Annotated in this window: 24 protein-coding genes; 20 read left to right on the forward strand and 4 right to left on the reverse strand. The window is 58.2% G+C overall.

Annotation, left to right across the window (positions count from 1 at the left end; genetic code table 11):
• Nucleotides 1-6: 6 nt before the first annotated feature.
• Both I6L58_RS10690 and crfC read right to left on the reverse strand, forming a co-directional pair.
• Nucleotides 7-882, reverse strand: coding sequence for a diguanylate cyclase regulator RdcB family protein (locus tag I6L58_RS10690; RefSeq protein ID WP_088209342.1), 876 nt, complete (start codon nucleotides 880-882; stop codon nucleotides 7-9).
• Nucleotides 879-3,233: a clamp-binding protein CrfC gene (gene crfC / locus I6L58_RS10695; protein WP_058610481.1), complete on the reverse strand. Its 2,355-nt coding sequence runs from the start codon at nucleotides 3,231-3,233 to the stop codon at nucleotides 879-881. Before crfC ends, I6L58_RS10690 begins: the two co-directional genes overlap by 4 nt.
• Nucleotides 3,234-3,828: 595 nt before the next feature.
• Here crfC and I6L58_RS10700 point away from each other — a divergent pair.
• The 16 genes from I6L58_RS10700 to phnP all read left to right on the forward strand — a co-directional run bounded on the left by I6L58_RS10700 (nucleotide 3,829) and on the right by phnP (nucleotide 15,750).
• The gene (locus tag I6L58_RS10700) at nucleotides 3,829-4,164 is read left to right on the forward strand and encodes a zinc ribbon domain-containing protein YjdM (RefSeq protein ID WP_042321114.1); all 336 of its coding nucleotides are present in this window, start codon (nucleotides 3,829-3,831) and stop codon (nucleotides 4,162-4,164) included.
• Nucleotides 4,165-4,244: 80 nt separating this feature from the next.
• On the forward strand, nucleotides 4,245-4,688 hold the full coding sequence (gene yjdN / locus I6L58_RS10705; protein WP_088209341.1) for a VOC family metalloprotein YjdN: 444 nt from the start codon (nucleotides 4,245-4,247) through the stop codon (nucleotides 4,686-4,688).
• A gap of 173 nt (nucleotides 4,689-4,861) precedes the next feature.
• Nucleotides 4,862-5,650, forward strand: a complete 789-nt coding sequence (gene phnC, locus I6L58_RS10710; RefSeq protein WP_006177344.1) for a phosphonate ABC transporter ATP-binding protein — start codon at nucleotides 4,862-4,864, stop codon at nucleotides 5,648-5,650.
• 23 nt (nucleotides 5,651-5,673) lie between these two features.
• Nucleotides 5,674-6,690, forward strand: a complete 1,017-nt coding sequence (gene phnD, locus I6L58_RS10715; RefSeq protein WP_088209340.1) for a phosphonate ABC transporter substrate-binding protein — start codon at nucleotides 5,674-5,676, stop codon at nucleotides 6,688-6,690.
• A 117-nt stretch (nucleotides 6,691-6,807) separates the two neighbouring features.
• On the forward strand, nucleotides 6,808-7,587 hold the full coding sequence (phnE, locus tag I6L58_RS10720) for a phosphonate ABC transporter, permease protein PhnE (protein WP_006177347.1): 780 nt from the start codon (nucleotides 6,808-6,810) through the stop codon (nucleotides 7,585-7,587).
• A 20-nt stretch (nucleotides 7,588-7,607) separates the two neighbouring features.
• Nucleotides 7,608-8,333: a phosphonate metabolism transcriptional regulator PhnF gene (gene phnF, locus I6L58_RS10725; protein ID WP_058610479.1), complete on the forward strand. Its 726-nt coding sequence runs from the start codon at nucleotides 7,608-7,610 to the stop codon at nucleotides 8,331-8,333.
• Nucleotides 8,334-8,786, forward strand: coding sequence for a phosphonate C-P lyase system protein PhnG (gene phnG, locus I6L58_RS10730; RefSeq protein ID WP_088209339.1), 453 nt, complete (start codon nucleotides 8,334-8,336; stop codon nucleotides 8,784-8,786).
• Complete coding sequence (phnH, locus tag I6L58_RS10735) at nucleotides 8,783-9,367, forward strand: phosphonate C-P lyase system protein PhnH (RefSeq protein WP_006177351.1); 585 nt, start codon at nucleotides 8,783-8,785, stop codon at nucleotides 9,365-9,367. Before phnG ends, phnH begins: the two co-directional genes overlap by 4 nt.
• Complete coding sequence (locus I6L58_RS10740; RefSeq protein WP_088209338.1) at nucleotides 9,367-10,431, forward strand: carbon-phosphorus lyase complex subunit PhnI; 1,065 nt, start codon at nucleotides 9,367-9,369, stop codon at nucleotides 10,429-10,431. The genes phnH and I6L58_RS10740 overlap by 1 nt, the downstream gene beginning before the upstream one ends.
• Nucleotides 10,424-11,269, forward strand: a complete 846-nt coding sequence (gene phnJ / locus I6L58_RS10745) for an alpha-D-ribose 1-methylphosphonate 5-phosphate C-P-lyase PhnJ (protein WP_058610476.1) — start codon at nucleotides 10,424-10,426, stop codon at nucleotides 11,267-11,269. The genes I6L58_RS10740 and phnJ overlap by 8 nt, the downstream gene beginning before the upstream one ends.
• A complete protein-coding gene (gene phnK / locus I6L58_RS10750; protein ID WP_006177354.1) occupies nucleotides 11,266-12,021 on the forward strand; it encodes a phosphonate C-P lyase system protein PhnK in 756 nt (251 codons plus the stop codon). The genes phnJ and phnK overlap by 4 nt, the downstream gene beginning before the upstream one ends.
• A 172-nt stretch (nucleotides 12,022-12,193) precedes the next feature.
• Nucleotides 12,194-12,874, forward strand: coding sequence for a phosphonate C-P lyase system protein PhnL (gene phnL / locus I6L58_RS10755; protein WP_088209337.1), 681 nt, complete (start codon nucleotides 12,194-12,196; stop codon nucleotides 12,872-12,874).
• Nucleotides 12,871-14,007, forward strand: a complete 1,137-nt coding sequence (gene phnM, locus I6L58_RS10760) for an alpha-D-ribose 1-methylphosphonate 5-triphosphate diphosphatase (protein WP_088209336.1) — start codon at nucleotides 12,871-12,873, stop codon at nucleotides 14,005-14,007. Before phnL ends, phnM begins: the two co-directional genes overlap by 4 nt.
• Nucleotides 14,004-14,555 (forward strand): ribose 1,5-bisphosphokinase, encoded by a 552-nt coding sequence (phnN, locus tag I6L58_RS10765; RefSeq protein WP_088209335.1) that lies wholly within the window; start codon nucleotides 14,004-14,006, stop codon nucleotides 14,553-14,555. Before phnM ends, phnN begins: the two co-directional genes overlap by 4 nt.
• A complete protein-coding gene (gene phnO / locus I6L58_RS10770; RefSeq protein WP_006177358.1) occupies nucleotides 14,548-14,982 on the forward strand; it encodes an aminoalkylphosphonate N-acetyltransferase in 435 nt (144 codons plus the stop codon). The genes phnN and phnO overlap by 8 nt, the downstream gene beginning before the upstream one ends.
• Before the next feature lie 9 nt (nucleotides 14,983-14,991).
• On the forward strand, nucleotides 14,992-15,750 hold the full coding sequence (gene phnP, locus I6L58_RS10775) for a phosphonate metabolism protein PhnP (protein WP_088209334.1): 759 nt from the start codon (nucleotides 14,992-14,994) through the stop codon (nucleotides 15,748-15,750).
• A 60-nt stretch (nucleotides 15,751-15,810) separates the two neighbouring features.
• Here phnP and yjdP read toward each other — a convergent pair whose 3' ends face one another.
• Nucleotides 15,811-16,125 (reverse strand): DDRRRQL repeat protein YjdP, encoded by a 315-nt coding sequence (yjdP, locus tag I6L58_RS10780; protein WP_058610471.1) that lies wholly within the window; start codon nucleotides 16,123-16,125, stop codon nucleotides 15,811-15,813.
• A 257-nt stretch (nucleotides 16,126-16,382) separates the two neighbouring features.
• On the opposite strand from yjdP, the gene fdhF reads away from it, so the two are divergent.
• From fdhF to I6L58_RS10795, 3 genes are all read left to right on the forward strand, one after another.
• A complete protein-coding gene (gene fdhF / locus I6L58_RS10785) occupies nucleotides 16,383-18,530 on the forward strand; it encodes a formate dehydrogenase subunit alpha (RefSeq protein WP_088209333.1) in 2,148 nt (715 codons plus the stop codon).
• 322 nt (nucleotides 18,531-18,852) lie between these two features.
• A complete protein-coding gene (locus tag I6L58_RS10790; RefSeq protein WP_006177364.1) occupies nucleotides 18,853-19,005 on the forward strand; it encodes a Hok/Gef family protein in 153 nt (50 codons plus the stop codon).
• A gap of 121 nt (nucleotides 19,006-19,126) precedes the next feature.
• Nucleotides 19,127-19,801 (forward strand): tetratricopeptide repeat protein, encoded by a 675-nt coding sequence (locus tag I6L58_RS10795; RefSeq protein WP_088209332.1) that lies wholly within the window; start codon nucleotides 19,127-19,129, stop codon nucleotides 19,799-19,801.
• Between the two features lie 77 nt (nucleotides 19,802-19,878).
• Here the strand turns inward: I6L58_RS10795 and gltP are convergent, their stop codons facing one another.
• Entirely contained in the window at nucleotides 19,879-21,192 is a 1,314-nt protein-coding gene (gltP, locus tag I6L58_RS10800; protein WP_006177367.1) for a glutamate/aspartate:proton symporter GltP, read from the reverse strand.
• 423 nt (nucleotides 21,193-21,615) lie between these two features.
• Between gltP and acs the strand changes: the two genes are divergently transcribed.
• Entirely contained in the window at nucleotides 21,616-23,574 is a 1,959-nt protein-coding gene (gene acs, locus I6L58_RS10805; RefSeq protein ID WP_088209331.1) for an acetate--CoA ligase, read from the forward strand.
• Nucleotides 23,575-23,695: the final 121 nt, after the last annotated feature.

Consider the following 23,695-nt stretch of genomic DNA (forward strand, 5'->3'; position numbering starts at 1 on the left):
AAAACGTTAACTGAAAATCTCTTCAACCATCCCGTCCGCCAGCCGTCTGGCAGAGCACAGCCTCGGCATACCCAGCGCCACCGTTTGCCAGTTTTGCGTCACAGACCAGCTCACCGGATGACTGTCCCCCTGACACCAGTCGCCCAACCAGCCGAGCATGTCTTTATGATCCATTAGCCCGGGAGCCGCGGGCGTCGTTAGCCATTGATGATAAAAATGTCGGGTCGCGGGAGAAGCATTAATTTCCTGCGCAAGGTAGTTGGCCGCCATGCTGCGCAGGTCATCCTTAAGCATTACGGCGACGTCTTCATTTGCCAGGCGACAGGCATCGCCAAACGCCCCCCAGCGCAGCTCCTCCAGGGCAATATAGCACCGCCCGGCAAGCGACCAGCCGTCATAATGCCCGGCGCGCCAGCGGGTAAAAATCTGTTCGCTGTGCTCCCCTGCCTGCACGGTAAGGCCGCGCTGGGTAAGCGCCTTCTCTTTATAAGCGGCACGTTGCTGAAAATGCGAAGAGAGTTCGCTGTACTGCTGAAGAAGGCCGGGAGACTGCGAAGCGCGCGGGCCTGCCTGCTGGCGCAGGGTCTGCAGTTTTTCCGTCATCCGGGTCAGCGCCAGATGGCCCGGGTCGAGCATACCGGCTAATTTTTCCGCCAGCCCCAGTCGCAACGCTGCATTTTCGTTGAGCATTCCCGCCATCGCCCACGGCCGCAGCCGGGTATGCGTCATTATCTCCTGCGTCAAACGCTCACGAAACTGCACCTGCTGCGGCCCGAGGTGGGCATGACGCGTCGCGTCCACCCCCTGAACAAGATCGACCATAAATTTTGGATGAATACACTCCAGCGTCCGCCCGGGACCGTCCAGTAGCTGTGTTGTCATGGTTGCTCTGCCGCGAATAAGGTTTGAATATCATCGCGTAACAGTCGGGTATCTTCCTGAATCCACGTCGCAGTTGTAATACTTTGCTTCAACAGCTGGCTGAGCGCCCGGGTGGCGTGCTCATTTTGCTGACGAACTGCGAGGCTATCACGCAAGCTTTCTTGTAATCCGGTCAGGCATAACGAAAATTCTGCAAAGAACGTTGCCATACCCGCCCTGACAGAGACATCGACCTGCGCCGACAAAGCTTTACGGATTTGTTCACAAAACTGGTCAATATGCTGCTTAAACTTGTCATGGAGCTGACCAACGTCAATAACATACCGCGTTCGCGTCACCACATAATCTTCCCAGCCCCAGCCCGGATTGTTCAGCCAGCGGGATACCGTATCGCGCACACCTCCCGTCACCGACGGCTGTCCGGCCGGGCGGTTATCCAGCACGATAGCGTCGTTGAACAGCCCCCGCGTGTTGAAGTTAAGCTGGTTTGCCTGAAACGCCGGGAAGCTGATCCTCGCCCGGAACCCGGCATGGCTCAGCTGTTCCTTAATACGCGTCTCAATGGGACGCATCGCCTCATTCAGCGAGCGCGCCAGCGTAGATTCCAGCTGATCGAAGCGGAGCGCCAGCTCCCGGCTGATTTTATTCTGCGCATCCAGCATGATCAGCTCGCAGGAAGAGCGGATCTTGCTCAGCACCACCTGCGCCTGCCCTTCATCTTCCAGCACCAGCTGGAGCAGCGCGTCCGGCTCACTTCGGCGCGGGCTGTGTGGATCAACCCCCGCGACATTCAATAGCGCCTGGCGGCTAAAGACATCACCAATCGCCTGTCGAAGCGAGCGATTTTGCTGAGCCATAAACGCATCGGTGGCGGTAAGGGTCTGCTCAACCTCATGCGCCACTTCATCGCTGACCACGTTCTGGCGCGTCTGCAACATCGCCATATCATCTTCAAGCCGGGCGATATTCAGTTCCAGTTCGTCAAAGGCCACCGTCAGCCCCTGATAGCGGAAATCAAGATATTCCCGGGCGTTTTGCGCATAGTTCAGCAACTTATGCGACGCTGAGCGCAGGGCAAACAGCGACGCATTGGCATAGGCGGCGTAAATCAGCTTACGGATCGGCTGCTCAAACAATGAGTCTTCCCACAGCAGATCGGCGGCATGACGGATATGGTCGATATCATCTAAATCAGCCGTGCGCCAGCGGCGTCCCAGCGCCGCTTCGGCAAAATCCTGCACCCAACGCTGGGCCTGATGATTAGGCAACCGACCGTGAGTGGTCAGCTCATAGCGCGCGCGGTTTGCCAGATACGCCCACATGGACGAGACCGGGTAAATCTGCCCTGGAGAGATATTTCCCTTCATCAGCGTGCCGGAGATCATCGCGCGCACCTGCTCTTCGTCATCGCTGTTGCGATCTTTCTGATCGAATTTATTCACCAGGGCGTACAGCGGCACCGATTTCCCTGCGGCGGAAATCGCCTGGCGCACCTCGTGGTCAGAAATCGACTTAAGCTGGGTATAATCCATTACCGCCAGCACCGCCGAAGCGCGCGCCAGCTGTTCAGCGAGCATTTTTTGCAGATGCGGCTGCCCGGCCTCGTTTGGCCCCGGCGTGTCGAGCAGCGTCAGCTGGCCCAGATGCGCGTCCAGACCCGCCAGGTGAACAAACTCCACCTCAATCACCGGGATGTGCTCAATGGCCGCATATTCAGAGAACGGAAAATCCACGCCCAGCGCCAGCGAGAGGCGAACCAGGTCGTTCAGGCTTTTCAGGCAGTGGAATATCGGCTCGGCCCCCAGGTGATGTTTTTCAAACGCCTCACCTTTTTCGATCCGCTCCAGCAGGGTGTTCATGTCTTTATCAATTTCCAGCCGCTGCGCCAGCTTGCCGCGATCGTAATCGCAGAGCTTTTGCTGCAACTGCTGGATCAACGTATCAATAGGCGAGACATGAGAGAAGTGCAGGATCGGCTCCTTCTGCCCTGGCGTATGGCGGATGAGCGTAGGCAACGCGGTCATGGGCCGGTTACGGTTTGGCAGCACTTCCGTTCCGACAATCGCATTAATGGTGGTGGACTTACCGGCCTTCATGGTCCCGACAATGGCCAATACCATTTCAAGACGGGTTATTTTGCGTAATTCATTATTCAGCATGGCCTGCTGCGCGTCGACGCCGCGCGTGCTGAAATGCAAAGGCAAAACATTATTCTTTTCACCGCTCATGGCAGATGTTGTGCTGTTCAACATCGCCATCGGCATTGATTTCAACGTATCGAGATTCTGCAGGGAAAGCTGTAACAAGCGTTCAGCTTCCTGGCTTAATTCAAAAATAGTCTGTGTGTGCATGATAAAAGCCTTCCCCTAACGCAAATTTATTACTTTTATTAAGCTACGATGTTTTAATTATTGTTTTACGGCTTATATGATCACGTATGGAAAACACGTTCGCTAAATATAACTATTTGATGGCAATCAAAAATTAATTACTTTCCGTGCCAGATATGTAAAGCATCACCCTTGACCAGAAAGCCAAAAGATTAAAAGCTAAGCCTGTTTTCAGGAAACTTCAGGATATATCATCATTATTTACCCACCTAAAATGAGGGGTGTCCTCTCATCGTCACGGAATGCGTAACCTGAGCGTTCGCGGGAAAATAACAGCGTGTTGCTTAACCTTATCCGAAATGGAAGGGCGTAGCAATTTGATGCAATAAAATATTCGATATATTTAGCGTAATTGCTTTCCGGCGAGGTCGTGCCATCAGAATGGCTAAAGCGACTGACAGGAAATGTCATTCCTGGCGTGTATTTCACCCGTTTTTATTTCTGAATGTCACCGACAACAGTGTGGATTTGCGCTATACTTGCCGCCTTTTTCGGCACTCTGCCGTCATTTAGCTGGCATTTTCCAGCGTGTTAACCACTTTTTGAGGATACCAACATGTCACTTCCACACTGCCCGAAATGCAACTCTGAATACACCTATGAAGATAGCGGAATGTTTATCTGCCCGGAATGCGCTCACGAATGGAATGACGCAGAGCCTTCGCAGGATAACGATGCGCTGGTAGTGAAAGATGCTAACGGTAACCTGCTGGCAGACGGCGACAGCGTAACCGTGGTGAAAGACCTGAAGGTAAAAGGCAGCTCCTCCATGCTGAAAATCGGCACTAAAGTGAAGAATATCCGTCTGGTGGAAGGCGACCACAACATTGATTGCAAAATCGACGGCTTTGGCCCGATGAAGCTGAAATCCGAGTTCGTGAAAAAGAACTGATTTCCCTGCCCGGTGGCGCTTCGCTTACCGGGCTGTCTGGCACTACACTTAATGGGCTTTTCTTACCTGAGGTAATGATTATGCCATTAAGTCCCTACATCTCATTCTCCGGCAATTGTGCAGAAGCGTCCGTCTTCTATCAGCACGCGCTCGGTGCAGACATTCTCTATTCAATGACCTACGGCGACATGCCGAAAGACGACAGCAGCGAAGAAGGCTGCCCCTCCGGCATGCAGTTCCCTGATACGGCCATCGCCCACTCCAACGTTCGCATCGCGGGCAGCGATATCATGATGAGCGACGGCCAGCCCCCCGGTAGCAGCGCGCAATACGCCGGTTTCACGCTGGTACTGGACACGCAGGACGTGGCAGAAGGTAAACGCTGGTTCGATAACCTGGCCGAAGGCGGCAACGTTGACATGGCCTGGCAGGAGACCTTCTGGGCGCACGGGTTCGGGAAAGTCACCGACAAATACGGCGTGCCGTGGATGGTTAACGTGGTTAAACATCAACAAACGTCGTAGGCGGGATAAGCGCAGCGTAGCCGGCAACAACGCCCGGTGAGGCTGCGCTGACCGGTCCTGCATGGACTGTCATCGCTTTCACCTCAACTCTTCAACTTCCCGCAACCGGAACTTAACCCAAATGTCATATTGATGCGCCAGCATGAGGCCACATTTTCAATGAGGCCCCGCACATGCAAACCGTCATCCGCGTCGAGAAACTCAGCAAGACCTTTCATCACAACAAGGCTCTGCACGCCGTTGATCTGACCGTCCAGCAGGGCGAAATGGTGGCGCTGCTGGGGCCATCCGGTTCAGGGAAATCCACCCTGCTGCGCCATTTAAGTGGCCTCATTACCTGCGATAAAACGCCGGAAAGCCACGTCGAGCTGCTGGGTAATACCGTCCAGCGCGCCGGCCGTCTGGCGAGCGATATCCGTAAAAGCCGCGCCCAGACGGGCTACATCTTCCAGCAGTTCAACCTGGTGAACCGCCTGACGGTGCTGGAGAACGTGCTCATCGGCGCGCTCGGCAGCACCCCGTTCTGGCGCACCTGCCTGCGCTGGTTCTCTCCCCAACAGAAGCAAGAGGCGCTGCAGGCGCTGACCCGCGTCGGCATGGCCCATTTCGCCCACCAGCGCGTGTCTACCCTGTCCGGTGGACAACAGCAGCGCGTCGCGATTGCCCGCGCCCTGATGCAGAAAGCGAAAATCATTCTGGCCGATGAACCCATCGCCTCGCTGGATCCGGAATCGGCGCGCATCGTGATGGAGACCCTGCGCGACATCAACCAGAACGACGGCATCACCGTGGTGGTCACGCTGCACCAGGTGGACTACGCCCTGCGCTACTGCGAACGCATCGTCGCCCTGCGTCAGGGACATGTGTTCTTTGATGGCGCAAGCCATCAGTTTGATAACGACCGTTTTGACCATCTCTACCGCAGCATAAACCGCGTCGAAGAGAGCGCGCAGGCTGCTTAATTCACCCGATCCGAGGAAAGTACATGAGCTACAAAGCCGTTGCCGCGCTGGCCTTTACCAGCATGTTCAGCATCAGCACCCTGTTAAGCCCGGCATACGCCCAGGAGCAGGAAAAAGCGCTGAACTTTGGCATTATTTCGACGGAGTCACAGCAAAACCTGAAGCCTCAGTGGGAACCGTTCCTGAAAGATATGGAAACTAAACTGGGGATCAAAGTGAACGCCTTCTTCGCCCCGGATTACGCGGGCATCATCCAGGGGATGCGCTTTAACAAAGTGGACATCGCCTGGTACGGCAACCTCTCCGCAATGGAAGCGGTAGACCGCGCCAATGGCCAGGTATTTGCGCAGACCGTGGCGGCAGATGGCTCCCCGGGCTACTGGAGCGTGCTGATCGTTAACAAAGACAGCCCGATCAATAACCTCAACGATCTGCTCGCCAAACGCAAGGATCTGACCTTTGGCAACGGCGACCCGAACTCCACCTCCGGGTTCCTGGTGCCGGGCTATTACGTCTTCGCCAAAAACAACGCCTCCGCCAGCGACTTCAAGCGCACCGTCAACGCCAGCCACGAAACCAACGCCCTGGCCGTCGCGAACAAGCAGGTGGACGTTGCAACCAATAACACCGAAAACCTCGACAAGCTGAAGACCTCCGCGCCGGACAAGCTGAAAGAACTGAAGGTGATCTGGAAATCACCGCTGATCCCGGGCGACCCGATTGTGTGGCGTAAAAACCTCTCCGAAAGCACCAAGGACAAGGTGTACGACTTCTTTATGACCTACGGCAAAACGCCGGAAGAAAAAGCCGTTCTGGAGAAGCTGGGTTGGGCACCGTTCCGCGCCTCAAGCGACCTGCAGCTGGTCCCGATTCGCCAGCTGGCGCTGTTCAAACAGATGCAGGGCGTGAAGAACAACAAGGGGCTGAAGGAGGACGAGAAGACCAGCAAAGTGTCTGAAATTCAGGCGCAGCTGGACGATCTCGACCGCCTGACCGCCGCGCTCGGCGCGATGACCAGCGTGAATAAAGCGGTGCAGTAAATCTTTTCTCCCTCTCCCTGTGGGAGAGGGCCGGGGTGAGGGCATCAGCGTGCACATATCCCCCTCACCCTAACCCTCTCCCTCAAGGGAGAGGGGACTAAACCCAAAGGAGTCACCATGCAAACCATCACACTCCCACCGCCAAAGCGCAGCTGGTTCTCGCTGATCAGCTGGGCCATTCTGCTGGCGGTGCTCGTTATCTCCTGGAAGGGCGCGGAAATGGACCCGCTGCTGCTGGTCAAAGACGCGGGCAACATGGCGACCTTCGCCGCCGATTTCTTCCCGCCGGACTTCAGCCAGTGGCAGGATTACCTTGGCGAAATGGCCATTACCCTGCAAATCGCCGTCTGGGGCACCGCCCTCGCCGTCATCCTCTCCATCCCGTTTGGCCTGATGAGCGCCGAAAACATCGTGCCATGGTGGGTTTATCAGCCGATGCGCCGCCTGATGGACGCCTGCCGCGCCATCAATGAAATGGTCTTCGCCATGTTGTTTGTGGTCGCCGTCGGTCTCGGCCCGTTTGCGGGCGTAATGGCGCTGTTTATACACACCACCGGCGTGCTCTCCAAGCTGCTCTCCGAAGCGGTGGAAGCCATTGAACCTGGCCCGGTCGAGGGCATACGCGCCACCGGGGCCAACAAAATTGAAGAGATCCTCTACGGCGTACTGCCGCAGGTCATGCCGCTGCTGATCTCCTATTCGCTCTACCGCTTTGAATCTAACGTTCGCTCGGCAACCGTCGTCGGCATGGTCGGCGCGGGCGGGATTGGCGTCACCCTGTGGGAAGCGATTCGCGGCTTCCAGTTCCAGCAAACCTGCGCCCTGATGGTGCTCATCATCATCACCGTCAGCCTGCTGGATTTCCTCTCTCAACGTTTGCGTAAGCACTTCATCTGAGAAGCGAGGCTTTGTTATCTATGCACTTATCCAGACATCCGACCAGTTACCCCACCCGCTGGCAGGAGATCGCGGCGAAGCTCGAAGTGGAGCTGCGCACGCACTACCGCTGCGGGGACTATCTGCCCGCCGAGCAGCAGCTTGCTGACCGCTACGAGGTCAACCGCCATACCCTGCGCCGGGCTATCGATCAGCTGGTCGAGCGCGGCTGGGTGCAGCGCCGTCAGGGCGTCGGCGTACTGGTGCTGATGCGCCCGTTCGACTACCCGCTGAATGCGCAGGCGCGCTTTAGCCAGAACCTGCTCGATCAGGGCAGCCACCCGACCAGCGAAAAGCTGCTGTCGGTGCTGCGCCCGGCCTCCAGCCACGTGGCGGACGCGCTGGGCATTGCCGAAGGTGAAAACGTCGTACACCTGCGCACCCTGCGCCGGGTCAACGGCGTAGCGGTGTGCCAGATCGACCACTACTTTGCAGACCTCTCCCTCTGGCCGGTGCTGCAACACTTCGCCAGCGGTTCGCTGCATGACTTTCTGCAGGATGCCACGGGCATCGCGCTCAAACGCACCCAGACGCGCATCAGCGCCCGCCGCGCGCAGGCAAAAGAGAGCAAGGTGCTGGAGATCCCCAACATGGCCCCGCTGCTCTGCGTGCGCACCCTCAACCACCGTGACGGCGAAATCAACGCAACGGAGTACTCCGTCAGCCTGACCCGCGCCGACATGATTGAATTCACCATGGAGCACTGAATGCACTTCGATACCGCCCCCCGTCAGCGCTGGATGCGCGTCCTGGCCCACAGCCAGCCCGCTGCGCTGCAGGCGCGCATGAACGCGCTCAATCTGGCCCCCGATTACGAGACCCTCCGCGCCCCGGAAATTGGCCTGGTACAAATCCAGGCGCGCATGGGCGGCACGGGCGATCGCTTTTTTGCCGGCGATGCAACCCTCACCCGCGCCGTTATTCGTCTGAACAGCGGCACGCTGGGTTACGGCTACGTTCTCGGACGCGATAAACAGCACGCCGAACGCTGCGCGGTAATCGACGCGCTGCTGCAGGAACACCCGCATTTCCAGTCGCTTATGGAAACCCTGATTGCCCCGCTGGAAGCCGACCGCGCCGCGCGCCTTGCCGCCCGTCAGGCCGAGGTCAACACCAGCCGGGTCGACTTCTTTACGCTCGTTCGCGGAGATAACGCATGACGCTTCAACCCGCTTTTACCCTGGCCGTCCAGGATGCCCAACAAAGTTTTCGTCGCCTGCTGAAAGCCATGAGCGAGCCGGGCGTCATCGTCTCGCTGCATCAGCTTTCGCAGGGCTGGCTGCCGCTGAACCTCGCCACCACCAGCGTGCTGCTGACGCTGGCCGACAACGACACGCCGGTGTGGCTTTCCGGCGCGATGGCGAACGATATTGCCTGTCAGAACCTGCGTTTTCACACCAGCGCCCCGCTGGTTGATCAGCCCCAGCAGGCGGTGTTTGCCGTGGCCGACGAGCAGATCAGCCACGAGCAGCTCAACGCCCTGAGCGAAGGCAGCGCCGTGGCCCCGGAAACCAGCGCCACGCTGATCCTGCAGGTCGCCAGCCTGAGCGGTGGCCGCATGCTGCGCCTGACCGGCGCGGGCATTGCCGATGAACGCATGGTCGCCCCGCAGCTGCCGGAGTGCATCATCCATGAGCTAACCGAGCGCCCGCACCCATTCCCGCTCGGCATCGACCTGATCCTCACCTGCGGCGAACGCCTGCTGGCGATCCCGCGGACCACCCACGTGGAGGTGTGCTGATGTACGTAGCCGTTAAAGGGGGCGAGAAGGCGATTGCCGCCGCCCATACGCTGCAGGCGCACCGGCGTCGGGGCGATGCCCAGCTTCCCGAGCTGAGCGTTGCCCAGGTTGAGCAGCAGTTAAACCTGGCCGTCGACCGCGTAATGACCGAAGGCGGCGTTGCCGACCGCGAGCTGGCGGCGCTGGCGCTGAAGCAGGCCAGCGGCGATAACGTCGAAGCGATTTTCCTGCTGCGTGCGTACCGCACTACGCTGGCAAAGCTGGCGGTGAGCGAGCCGGTGAATACCGCCGACATGCGCCTGGAGCGCCGTATCTCGGCCGTTTACAAGGATATTCCCGGCGGTCAGCTGCTTGGCCCGACCTACGATTACACCCACCGCCTGCTGGATTTCACCCTGCTGGCGAACGGCGACGCGCCGTCGCTTGCCACCTCCGATGCCGCGCAGGAAGCCTCTCCGCACGTCTTTAGCCTGCTGGCGAAGCAGAGCCTGGCAAAAGCGGAAGAAGATTCCGGCACGGTGCCTGACGACATTACCCGCACGCCGCCGGTCTATCCGTGCTCACGCTCGTCGCGCCTGCAGCAACTGATGCGCGGCGACGAGGGGTATCTGCTGGCGCTGGCCTACTCCACCCAGCGCGGCTACGGGCGCAACCATCCGTTTGCGGCGGAGATCCGCAGTGGCTATATCAACGTCAATATCGTGCCGGAAGAGCTCGGTTTTGCAGTAAACGTCGGCGAACTGATGGTCACCGAATGCGAAATGGTTAACGGCTTTGTCGCGCCGGAGAACGATGACCCGCACTTTACCCGCGGATACGGGCTGGTGTTCGGCATGGGCGAGCGCAAGGCGATGGCGATGGCGCTGGTTGACCGTGCGCTCCAGGCGCCGGACTACGGCGAGCACGTCGCAGGCCCGGCGCAGGACGAAGAGTTCGTGCTGGCCCACGCCGACAACGTCGAGGCCGCAGGCTTTGTGTCGCACCTCAAGCTGCCCCACTACGTCGATTTCCAGGCCGAACTGGAACTGCTGAAACGCCTGCAACGGGAGCGCAAACATGGCTAACTTAAGCGGCTACAACTTTGCCTATCTGGACGAGCAAACCAAACGCATGATCCGCCGCGCCATCCTGAAAGCCGTCGCCATTCCGGGCTATCAGGTGCCGTTCGGCGGACGCGAAATGCCGATGCCCTACGGCTGGGGCACCGGCGGCATTCAGCTCACCGCCAGCGTCATCGGCGAAGCGGACGTGCTGAAGGTTATCGACCAGGGCGCGGACGACACCACCAACGCGGTGTCAATTCGCAACTTCTTCAAACGTGTCACGGGCGTGAACACCACCGAAAAAACCGAAGACGCGACGCTGATCCAGACCCGTCACCGCATCCCTGAAACGCCGCTCGCGGAAGATCAGATTTTGATTTTCCAGGTGCCCATCCCCGAGCCGCTGCGCTTTATCGAGCCGCGCGAAACCGAGACCCGCACCATGCACGCTCTGGAAGAGTACGGCGTGATGCAGGTGAAACTGTATGAGGATATCGCCCGCTTCGGCCATATCGCCACCACTTACGCCTACCCGGTAAAGGTAAACGGGCGCTACGTGATGGACCCGTCCCCGATCCCGAAATTCGATAACCCGAAGATGGACATGATGCCCGCCCTCCAGCTGTTTGGTGCCGGGCGCGAAAAACGCATTTATGCCGTTCCGCCCTATACCCGCGTGGAGAGTCTCGATTTTGACGACCATCCGTTTACGGTGCAGGCCTGGGACGAGCCGTGCGCCATCTGCGGCTCAACGCACAGCTATCTGGACGAAGTGGTGCTGGATGATACGGGCAAACGGATGTTTGTCTGCTCCGACACCGACTACTGCCGCCAACAGAGCGAGGCCAACAGCCAATGAAACCGCTGCTTTCGGTTAACAACCTGACCCACCTTTACGCGCCGGGCAAAGGCTTTAGCGACGTGTCGTTCGAGCTGTGGCCAGGGGAAGTGCTGGGAATTGTCGGCGAGTCCGGCTCCGGCAAAACCACCCTGCTGAAATCGATCTCCGCGCGTCTGACGCCACAAAACGGCGACATTCTCTATGAGGGGGCATCGCTGTACGGCATGAGCGAGGCCGAGCGCCGCCGCCTGCTGCGCACCGAGTGGGGCGTAGTGCATCAGCACCCGATGGACGGCCTGCGCCGTCAGGTTTCGGCGGGGGGCAATATCGGCGAACGGCTGATGGCGACCGGCGCGCGCCACTACGGCAACATCCGCGCCACGGCGCAGCACTGGCTGGAGGAGGTTGAGATCCCCGCCTCGCGCATCGACGATCTGCCAACCACCTTTTCCGGCGGTATGCAGCAGCGCTTACAGATTGCCCGCAATCTGGTGACCCATCCGAAGCTGGTGTTTATGGATGAGCCAACGGGCGGCCTCGACGTCTCCGTGCAGGCGCGACTGCTCGACCTGCTGCGCGGTCTGGTGGTGGAGCTGAACCTGGCGGTGGTGATTGTCACCCACGATTTGGGCGTTGCGCGCCTGCTGGCCGACCGTCTGCTGGTGATGAAGCAGGGTCAGGTGGTGGAAAGTGGGTTAACCGACCGCGTGCTCGACGATCCGCATCATCCGTACACCCAGCTGCTGGTGTCGTCGGTGTTGCAGAACTGAGGCCGCTGTCGCCGGGTGGCGCTGCGCTTACCCGGCCTACGAACAGCCAAACAACACCACACCTGTAGGCCGGGTAAGGCGAAGCCGCCACCCGGAAAATGACCACCGCACCAGTATTACCTGTAGGCCGGGTAAGCAAAGCGCCACCCGGCAAAAATCCCGCGAGGCCAACATGATCCACGTTGAAAATGTCAGTAAAACCTTTGTGCTCCACCAGCAAAACGGCGTGCGCCTGCCGGTCCTGCAAAACGCCTCGCTTGAGGTCACCCGCGGCGAATGCGTAGTGCTGCACGGTCACTCCGGCAGCGGCAAATCCACCCTGCTGCGCTCCCTGTACGCCAACTACCTGCCGGACGAAGGCCATATTCGCATCCGTCATCACGACGAGTGGGTCGATCTTGTACAAGCCCCGGCGCGCAAGGTTCTCGAAGTGCGTCGCTCGACGATCGGCTGGGTCAGCCAGTTCCTGCGGGTGATCCCCCGCGTCTCGGCCCTGGACGTGGTCATGCAACCCCTGCTCGATCTCGGCATGCCGCGCGAGACCTGCACCGTCAAAGCTGCCGACCTGCTGACGCGCCTGAACGTGCCGGAACGCCTGTGGCACCTCGCCCCGTCGACCTTTTCCGGCGGCGAGCAGCAGCGCGTTAACATCGCGCGCGGCTTTATCGTCGACTACCCGATTCTCCTTCTCGACGAACCCACCGCTTCGCTGGACGAAAAAAACAGCGCGGCCGTGGTGGCGTTGATCGAACAGGCCAAAGCGCGCGGCGCGGCGATCGTCGGGATCTTCCACGACGAAGCCGTGCGCGCCCGCGTGGCGGACAGACTGCACCCGATGGGGACCCCTGCATGATTATCAATAACGTAAAGCTGGTGCTGGAAAATGAGGTGGTTGACGGCTCAATCGAGATCCAGGACGGCGTCATCCGCGCGTTCGCTGAAACCCAGAGCCGCGCGCCCGCGGCGATGGACGGCGACGGCGGCTGGCTGCTGCCGGGGCTGATCGAACTGCATACCGATAACCTGGACAAATTCTTCACCCCACGTCCGAAGGTCGACTGGCCCGCCCATTCAGCGATGAGCAGCCACGACGCGCTGATGGTCGCCAGCGGCATCACCACCGTGCTGGACGCGGTAGCCATCGGCGACGTGCGCGATGGCGGCGACCGCCTTGAGAATCTGGAGAAGATGATTAACGCCGTGGAAGAGACGCAGAAACGCGGCCTGAACCGCGCCGAGCATCGCCTGCATCTGCGCTGCGAACTGCCGCACCACACCACCCTGCCGCTGTTTGAAAAGCTGGTGGAGCGCGAGCCGGTTTCACTGGTCTCGCTAATGGATCACTCGCCCGGCCAGCGCCAGTTCGCCAACATTGAAAAATATCGCGAGTACTACCAGGGCAAATACTCCCTGAACAACGAGGAGATGGCCCGTTATGAAGAGGAGCAGCTGGCGCTGGCCGCGCAGTGGTCGCAGCCCAACCGCCTCGCCATTGCCGCGATGTGCCGGGCGCGCAGCATCGCCCTCGCAAGCCACGATGACGCCACGCACGATCATGTCTTCGAATCACACCAGCTTGGCAGCGTTATCGCTGAATTTCCTACCACGTTCGAAGCAGCAGACGCCTCACGCAGGCACGGTATGAACGTGCTGATGGGTGCACCCAACATCGTGCGCGGCGGCTCCCACTCCGGCAACGTGGCGGCAAGCAAGCTCGCCTCGCTCGGCCTGCTGGATATTCTCTCCTCTGACTATTACCCGGCAAGCCTGCTGGACGCGGCCTTCCGCGTGGCGGATGACGATGACAACCGTTTCACCCTGCCGCAGGCGATCCGTCTGGTGACCAAAAACCCGGCATCGGCGCTGAATCTTCACGATCGCGGCGAGATTGCCGAAGGCAAACGGGCAGACCTGGTGCTGGCGCACCGCAAGGGCGAGCACGTTCATATCGACCATGTCTGGCGTCAGGGAAAACGGGTGTTCTGATGGGAAAATTGATCTGGTTGATGGGGCCATCCGGCTCCGGTAAGGACAGCCTGCTGTCGGCCCTGCGCGAGCGCGAGCATGCGCAGCTGCTGGTCGCGCATCGCTATATTACCCGCCCGGCCCATGCCGGGAGTGAGAACCACATTGCGCTAAGCGAGCAGGAGTTTTTCACCCGCGCCGGGCAAAACCTGCTGGCGCTAAGCTGGCACGCCAACGGCCTGTACTACGGCGTCGGCATTGAGATCGACCTGTGGCTGCATGCCGGTTTCGACGTGCTGGTTAACGGCTCGCGCGCCCATCTGCCGCAGGCGCGCGCCCGCTATGCGGCGGCGCTGCTGCCGGTCTGCCTGGAGGTGTCGCCCGAGGTGTTGCGCCATCGCCTGCACGCCCGGGGCCGCGAATCGGCCCGCGAAATCGATCAGCGGCTCGAACGGGCGGCGCGTTATACCCCGTCGGCGTGTCATATCCTCAATAACGATGGAAGTTTGCTACAGTCAGTCGAGACCTTTTTATCGCTTATCCGCCAGAAGGAGAATCAGCATGCCTGACTGCCCGCTTCGCCCCGCCACCCCCGACGACGCGCAAATCGTCTATTCCCTGATCTGCGAACTTAAGCAGGCAGAATTCGACCATCAGGCGTTTCACGCAGGCTATCTTGCCAACCTGCAGGACCACAACATGCGCTACCAGCTTGCCGAACTGGACGGGCAGGTTATCGGCATGATCGGCCTGCATATGCAGTTTCACCTGCATCACGCCAGATGGATCGGCGAGATCCAGGAGCTGGTGGTGATGCCGCAGGCGCGTGGGTTGAAAGTGGGCAGCCAACTGCTGGCGTGGGCAGAGGAGGTCGCGCGCCAGGCAGGTGCCGAGCTGACGGAGCTGTCCACCAGCGTGAAGCGCGTGGATGCGCACCGCTTTTATCTACGCGAAGGGTACACGCAAAGCCATTTCAGGTTCACCAAACCGCTGTAAAGGTACGATATGAGTCTGACGATTACGTTAACGGGCACGGGTGGCGCTCAGCTGGTGCCGGTATTTGGCTGCGACTGTCCGGCCTGCCGCCGGGCGCGGTTGCAGGAAAATCACCGTCGTCGTCCCTGCAGCGCGGCGGTCAAATTCAATGACGCGGTGACCCTGCTGGATGCGGGCATTCCACACCTGATGGACGACTGGCCGGCTGGCAGCTTCCAGCAGTTTTTACTGACGCATTACCATATGGATCATGTTCAGGGACTGTTTCCCCTGCGCTGGGGCGTGGGCGCGGCAATCCCGGTGTACGGTCCGCCGGACGAGGCGGGCTGCGATGATCTGTTCAAACACCCCGGCATTCTCGATTTCAGCCATAGGGTCGAGCCCTTTGTCGTCTTCGAACTTCAGGGTCTGCGAGTCACGCCGCTGCCGCTTAACCACTCAAAGCTGACCTTTGGCTACCTGCTGGAAAGCGCTCACAGCCGCGTGGCCTGGCTGTCCGACACCGCCGGTCTGCCGGAGAAAACGGTCAAGTTCCTGCTCAACAACCGGCCACAGGCGATGATCATCGACTGTAGTCATGAACCACGCGCCGAAACGCCGCGCAACCATTGTGATCTCAACACGGTCATCGCCCTGAACAAGGTGATTGGTTGCCCGCAGGTGATCCTGACGCATATCAGCCATCAGTTTGACGTCTGGATGATGGATAACCCGCTGCCGGAAGGGTTTGAAGCGGGCTATGACGGGATGGTGCTGGCGCTGGACTAGCCGGTTTTCTCCCTCTCCCTGTGGGAGAGGGCCGGGGTGAGGGCATCAGGCCGCACGGTATCACCTATCGTAATCATCCTCTAACCGCCGCTCATCTTCCTCTAACTGCCGCCGATCGTCGTCGAGCTGGCGCTGACGTTCATCCAGGCGACGGCGTCTGTCCTCGAGCTGCCTGCGGCGATCGTCATACTGGCGGCTGTCCGTACGGCGACGATCGTCATACCGATCATCATCATCGCTACGGCTGTTGCCGGGATTATAGGCGTCGTTAATCGCCTGCTGAATGTTGCCAATGGCATCATCAATCACATCGGCATGAACCTGGCCGGTCAGCGTCAGCAGGCCAAATAACAGAGCGGTAGAGTAACGTTTCATAAAGCCAGTCTCGCAGCGGTTGAGCTGGCTTTACGGTAATGAACGTCCCGGGAGCGAGGTAGCGGAGAAATCTCAAATAATCCTCGCCTGCTTTGTCACATACACGGCCCGTTCGACACGTCAATTTTGACGATTGACCGCTTTTCGTCAGGGTTCTGACGACACATCGCCCGTAGCGTCAGGCAATACCCACATCAAAAACATGGCATAGAAGCTGCATAGTCACTGCGAAAGAATTGACTAACGGGAGCAGACTGATGAAAAAAGTCGTCACGGTGTGTCCTTATTGTGCCTCAGGTTGCAAGATCCACCTGGTGGTCGATAACGGCAAAATCGTCCGGGCGGAGGCAGCACAGGGGAAAACCAACCAAGGGACGCTGTGCCTGAAAGGCTACTATGGCTGGGATTTTATTAACGATACCCAGATCCTTACCCCGCGCCTGAAAACCCCCATGATCCGCCGCGAGCGCGGTGGCAGGCTGGAATCCGTCTCCTGGGACGAGGCGCTGGACTACGTCGCCACGCGCCTGAGCGCCATCAAAGCCAAGTACGGTCCGGATGCCATTCAGACCACCGGCTCGTCGCGCGGGACAGGGAATGAAACCAACTATGTGATGCAAAAATTCGCACGCGCCGTTATTGGTACCAATAACGTCGACTGCTGCGCGCGCGTTTGACACGGCCCATCGGTTGCAGGTCTGCACCAGTCGGTCGGTAACGGCGCAATGAGTAATGCGATTAACGAAATAGATAACACCGATCTGGTGTTTATCTTTGGCTATAACCCGGCGGATTCTCACCCTATCGTCGCCAATCACGTGATTAACGCGAAGCGCAACGGGGCGAAAATCATCGTCTGCGATCCGCGTAAAATCGAAACTGCGCGCATCGCGGATATGCACATCGCGCTGAAAAACGGCTCGAATATCGCGCTGCTGAATGCGATGGGGCACGTCATCATTGAGGAAAATCTCTACGACCAGGCGTTTGTCGCCAGCCGTACAGAGGGCTTTGAAGAGTACCGGAAAATTGTCGAAGGTTATACGCCAGAGTCGGTTGAAGCGATAACCGGCGTCAGCGCGCAGGAAATTCGCCAGGCCGCGCGGATGTACGCGGGGGCAAAAACCGCAGCTATCCTGTGGGGCATGGGCGTTACCCAGTTCTATCAGGGCGTGGAAACCGTGCGTTCGCTGACCAGCCTCGCGATGCTGACCGGCAACCTCGGCAAAGCGCACGTCGGCGTAAACCCGGTACGTGGGCAGAACAACGTGCAGGGCGCGTGTGATATGGGAGCGCTGCCGGATACCTATCCGGGCTATCAGTACGTGAAAGACCCGGAAAACCGCACGAAGTTTGCGAAGGCCTGGGGCGTGGAGAGCCTGCCTGAGCACACCGGCTATCGTATCAGCGAGCTGCCGCACCGCGCGGCGCACGGCGAAGTGCGCGCGGCCTACATCATGGGCGAAGATCCGCTCCAGACCGACGCCGAGCTGTCTGCGGTGCGCAAAGGGTTTGAGGATCTTGAGCTGGTGATTGTGCAGGACATCTTTATGACCAAAACGGCGGCCGCGGCGGATGTGATTTTACCGTCGACCTCCTGGGGCGAGCATGAAGGTGTCTACACCGCAGCGGATCGCGGCTTCCAGCGCTTCTTCAAAGCGGTAGAGCCAAAGTGGGACCTGAAAACGGACTGGCAGATCATCAGCGAAATTGCCACCCGCATGGGTTATCCAATGCACTACAACAACACGCAGGAGATCTGGGACGAGCTGCGAAATCTGTGTCCGGACTTCACCGGTGCCACCTATGAAAAAATGGGTGAGCTGGGGTACATCCAGTGGCCGTGCCGCGATGAGTCAGACGCCGATCAGGGCACGTCGTATCTCTTTGAAGAGAAGTTCGACACCCCGAACGGGCTGGCGCAGTTCTTCACCTGCGACTGGGTCGCGCCTGTCGATAAACTCACCGACGAGTATCCGATGGTGCTCTCCACGGTGCGTGAGGTGGGCCACTACTCCTGCCGTTCAATGACCGGCAACTGTGCTGCGCTCGCCGCGCTGGCAGATGAGCCCGGCTATGCGCAGATCAACACTGCCGACGCCGAGCGTCTGGGCATTGAAGATGAAGCGCTGGTGTGGGTAAGCTCGCGTAAGGGGCGGATCATTACCCGTGCGCAGGTCAGCGACAGGCCGAACAAAGGGGCGGTCTATATGACCTACCAGTGGTGGATCGGCGCCTGTAACGAACTGGTGACGGAGAACCTCAGCCCGATAACCAAAACACCGGAGTATAAATACTGCGCCGTGCGCGTAGATCCCATTGCCGATCAGCACGCCGCTGAACGCTATGTGATTGACGAATATACGAAGCTGAAAACCCGGCTGCGCGAAAGCGCGATGGGGTGAAGCCGTTAATTAAACGGTGAATAAAGGGGATGATATATTCATCCCCTTTTTATTTTAAATACACTCATTATATTTAAATATATTTATCCCGGAAGGCGTCTCGCAAAATAATGTAATTTGCGTCAAAAAGAATTACATCTTTGCATTTCAATTCATAAGGATAAGATAGGCGGCGGGTGCTTAAGACTTTCTGTCTTGAGCATTGTTGAGGGACAGAAAGTGGAGAGCCCCGGGAAATTTGCATTTACCCGAGGCTACCCTCCCCAACTACCAACAAGTTGAGGGTAGCCTCTTATTCTTTTTTTGACAAGGAGTAAAAGGCATGACGCCATTAAAAGCTGCGTTAGGCATTGTTTCAATTATTTGCCTGACTATAGTGATATTCGCCTTTATTAATCGCGGCAAGTTATGCGAACTCACAATAAAGAGTGAACATCAGGAGGTGGCGGCGAAATTAGCCTGTATTTCAGGCTAACCTCATCGGGCGGAACAGCCGTTCCGCCCGGCTTGTAGGATGCTGAGGTCTTAATGCACCCGTTTTTTTCTTTTGTGACCGCGATTATACTGCGCGCTATGTACCTTACTGATAAGAATCCATGAAACCCATTTTACTGTTGTTGCTTGTATTTACCTCGCTTGCCCATGCCGATGAGATTGGCAGTCAGTACAGGCAGCAGGCCGAAGCGGGCGACGCGCGCGCCCAGTATTATCTGGCCGACACCTGGTTCAGTTCCGGCGACAGCACACAGGCGGCGCTGTGGGCTGAAAAAGCGGCAAAAGGCGGAGACGTCGACGCCATGGGACTGCTGTCACAGATCCATTTTTCCCAGGGGGAATACGCTCAGGCCATAGCGCTGGCGCAGCAGGCCACCATCGCGGGCAGTAAACGCGGTGCGATTATGCTGGCGCGTCTGCTGGTGAACACCCAGGCGGGTAAACCCGATTATCCGCAGGCGATTCAGCTTCTGGAGGGTGCTACCGGGGATATAGAAAGCGATTCGGCCGTTGATGCGCAAATGCTGCTGGGGCTGATTTATGCCAACGGCGTTGAGGTGGCGCAGGATGACGTTAAAGCCGCCTCCTGGTTTAAGCGCAGCTCCTCGCTGTCGCGGACGGGTTACGCTGAGTACTGGGCGGGAATGCTGTTCCAGCAGGGCGAAAAAGGCTTTATCACGCCAAACAAACAGAAGGCGCTGTACTGGTTAAACCTGAGCTGTACTGAAGGGTTTGATACGGGATGCGAGGAGTTTGATGCATTGAGCGGGGAGTAAATGCCGGGTGGCGGCTTCGCCTTACCCGGCCAACAAATCCGTAGGCCCGGTAGCGCAGCGCCACCGGGCTTAGGATGTTACTGATCTGCCGTCTTATCAAATCGACCCAGCACATCGCGTTCATACGCCAGCGCTTTCTTACGGTCAAACTTGTGTTCCCACTTGGCGATCACCAGCACCGCCAGCGCATTACCCACCACGTTCAGCGCGGTACGCGCCATGTCGAGGATACGGTCGACGCCGGCAATAAACGCCAGGCCTTCCAGCGGAATACCGACGCTGCCCAGCGTCGCCAGCAGCACCACAAACGACACACCCGGCACACCGGCGATACCTTTTGAGGTGACCATTAAGGTCAGCACCAGCACGATTTCCTGCCACAGGGAGAGGTCAATCCCGTACAGTTGCGCGATAAAGATTGCCGCAATACTTTGATAGAGCGTTGAGCCATCGAGGTTAAAGGAGTAACCGGTCGGCACCACAAAGCTGGTAATAGACGCCGGGGCACCGTAGGCCTCCATCTTCTCAATAATACGCGGCAGCACGCTTTCAGAGCTGGCCGTAGAGTACGCCAGAATCAGCTCGTCTTTCAGGATACGGATCAGGATCCAGATGCTCAGCCCGCACAGGCGCGCCACGAGGCCCAGCACCACCAGCGCGAAGAACAGGATCGCGAAGTGCACCAGAATCACCAGCTTCGCCAGCGGCCACAGTGAGGCGAAGCCGAAGTTCGCCACGGTCACGGCGATCAGCGCAAATACCCCGACCGGCGCGTAGCGCATCACCATGTGGGTCACTTTGAACATGGTTTCAGAGATAGAGCGGAAGACGGTCACCAGCGGTTCACGGTGGGTCGCAGGCAGGGAAGAAAGCCCCAGACCAAACAATACCGAGAAGAAGATGATCGGCAGCATCTCGCCCTTCGCCATAGACGCCACGATGTTGGTTGGCACCAGCGAAAGAATAGTGCCCATCAGCCCATGGGCATGGCTCTGCACATCAGCGGTTGTACTTTGGTATTTCGAAATATCCACCGTCGCCAGTTGCGACATATCAATCCCGGAGCCGGGCTGAAACACGTTCGCCAGGGTGATACCCAGAATAATGGCGACCGTCGTGATCACTTCGAAATAGATGATGGTTTTAGCGCCGATACGACCCAGCTGCTTCGCATCACCCACGCCTGCAATACCGACCACCAGCGTCGAGATCACAATCGGGACGACAATCATCTTGATCAGATGAATAAATATATCGCCTGCCGGGGAGAGCAGGTTCGCAATCAGCCACTCGCGGCTGTCGCTATGATAATGGAGGTAACTGCCCAGTAAGATGCCCAGCACAAGGGCCAGCAGGATCTGCCAGGCCAGGCTGACTTTCAAATTTTTCATAAAAACAGACTTCCTCAATGAAATCTCCACTCCATCAGAACTGCATGAAAATGGGGACATACTGAAAGGGTATGAATTGTGTTGCGTTGGTTTATGGGATTTTTTAACGCGCCGTATGAGTATCATTTGCACGGCATGCTGCGCAAGCCTTAAAGAACGAGGCTTTTCACTACAAAAAGGGTCTGTGACGCGAATTTGTAATAATTCTTATAAATAACCTTTTGTTATAAAAACGCTTTTTTCCAACTAAATGTGAATAATCTTTCGCGTAAATTATTTCCCTTCAAAGTGTCATTCGCTCATTTTTCAACCTGGACAGACAATGCGTGATCTGCCGCCCAAATCCTAAACAAAGCTTGTAAAGCCCCTACTCTTAACGTTTTTGCGACATATTATTAACATCTTACAAGGAGAAAAAAAGCCATGAGCCAAGTACACAAACACGACATTCCCGCAAACATTGCGGACCGTTGCCTGATAAGCCCCGAGCAGTACCACGAGAAGTATCAGCAATCCATCACCAGCCCGGATGCGTTCTGGGGTGAGCAGGGTCATATTCTTGACTGGATCACGCCCTATCAGAAGGTGAAAAACACCTCCTTCGCGCCGGATAACGTCTCCATTAAATGGTATGAAGACGGCACGCTAAACCTGGCGGCAAATTGCCTGGATCGCCACCTTGCCGAGCGCGGCAATGAAACGGCCATCATCTGGGAAGGCGACGACGCTTCTCAGAGTAAACACATTACCTATAAAGAACTGCACCGCGACGTGTGCCGCTTTGCCAACGTGCTGCTGGACCAGGGCATCAAAAAAGGCGACGTTGTGGCGATTTATATGCCAATGGTCCCGGAAGCGGCCGTGGCGATGCTGGCCTGCGCGCGTATCGGCGCGATCCACTCCGTTATTTTCGGCGGCTTTTCGCCTGAAGCAGTGGCCGGGCGCATCATCGACTCCAGTTCTAAGCTTGTGATCACCGCCGATGAAGGCGTACGCGCCGGGCGCGGCATTCCGCTGAAGAAAAACGTCGATGAGGCGCTGAAAAACCCGAACGTAAAAACCATCAGCAACGTTATCGTATTCAAACGTACCGGCGGCAACATCGACTGGCACGAAGGACGCGACCTGTGGTGGAGCGACCTGATGGCGAACGCCAGCGACCAGCATCAGCCAGAAGAGATGAACGCCGAAGATCCGCTGTTTATCCTTTATACCTCCGGGTCGACCGGCAAGCCGAAGGGCGTGCTGCACACCACCGGCGGCTATCTGGTTTACGCGGCGACCACCTTCAAATATGTGTTCGATTACCATCCGGGCGACATTTACTGGTGTACCGCCGACGTAGGCTGGGTCACCGGCCACAGCTACCTGCTGTACGGCCCGCTGGCCTGCGGGGCCACCACCCTGATGTTCGAGGGCGTGCCAAACTGGCCGACCCCGGCGCGCATGTGCCAGGTGGTCGACAAACATCAGGTTAACATTCTCTATACCGCCCCTACGGCGATCCGCGCCCTGATGGCGGAAGGGGATAAGGCGATTGAAGGCACCGACCGCTCTTCGCTGCGCATTCTGGGTTCTGTGGGCGAGCCGATTAACCCGGAAGCCTGGGAGTGGTACTGGAAGAAGATCGGCAACGAGAAATGCCCGGTGATGGATACCTGGTGGCAGACCGAAACCGGCGGGTTCATGATCACCCCGCTGCCGGGTGCCACGCCGCTGAAAGCGGGGTCGGCAACGCGTCCGTTCTTCGGCGTGCAGCCGGCGCTGGTGGATAACGAAGGTAATCCGCTTGAGGGCGCCACCGAGGGCAACCTGGTGATCGTTGATTCCTGGCCTGGCCAGGCCCGCACCCTGTTTGGCGATCATGAGCGCTTCGAGCAGACCTACTTCTCCACCTTTAAAAACATGTATTTCAGCGGCGACGGCGCACGGCGTGACGAAGACGGTTACTACTGGATCACCGGGCGCGTGGATGACGTGCTGAACGTCTCCGGCCACCGTCTGGGCACGGCAGAAATCGAATCCGCGCTGGTGTCCCATCCGAAAATTGCTGAAGCCGCAGTTGTTGGGATCCCGCACAACATTAAGGGCCAGGCGATTTATGCCTACGTCACGCTGAACCACGGCGAAGAACCGTCGCCAGAGCTGTATGCCGAGGTGCGCAACTGGGTGCGTAAAGAGATTGGCCCGCTTGCCACGCCGGATGTTCTGCACTGGACCGACTCGCTGCCGAAAACCCGCTCCGGCAAGATCATGCGCCGTATCCTGCGCAAAATCGCGGCGGGCGATACCAACAACCTCGGCGATACCTCAACGCTTGCCGATCCTGGCGTGGTGGACAAACTGCTCGAAGAGAAGCAGGCCATCGCAATGCCTTCGTAATTTTCTCCCTCTCCCCGTGGGAGAGGGCCGGGGTGAGGGCATCAGACCGCTCCTTCCTTCACCCTCACCCTAACCCTCTCCCTCAGGGAGAGGGGACAAAAACAAACCAACCTTACCTTTG

Origin of the sequence: Enterobacter cancerogenus, assembly GCF_019047785.1 — a bacterium.
In the GTDB taxonomy this organism is placed as follows: domain Bacteria; phylum Pseudomonadota; class Gammaproteobacteria; order Enterobacterales; family Enterobacteriaceae; genus Enterobacter; species Enterobacter cancerogenus.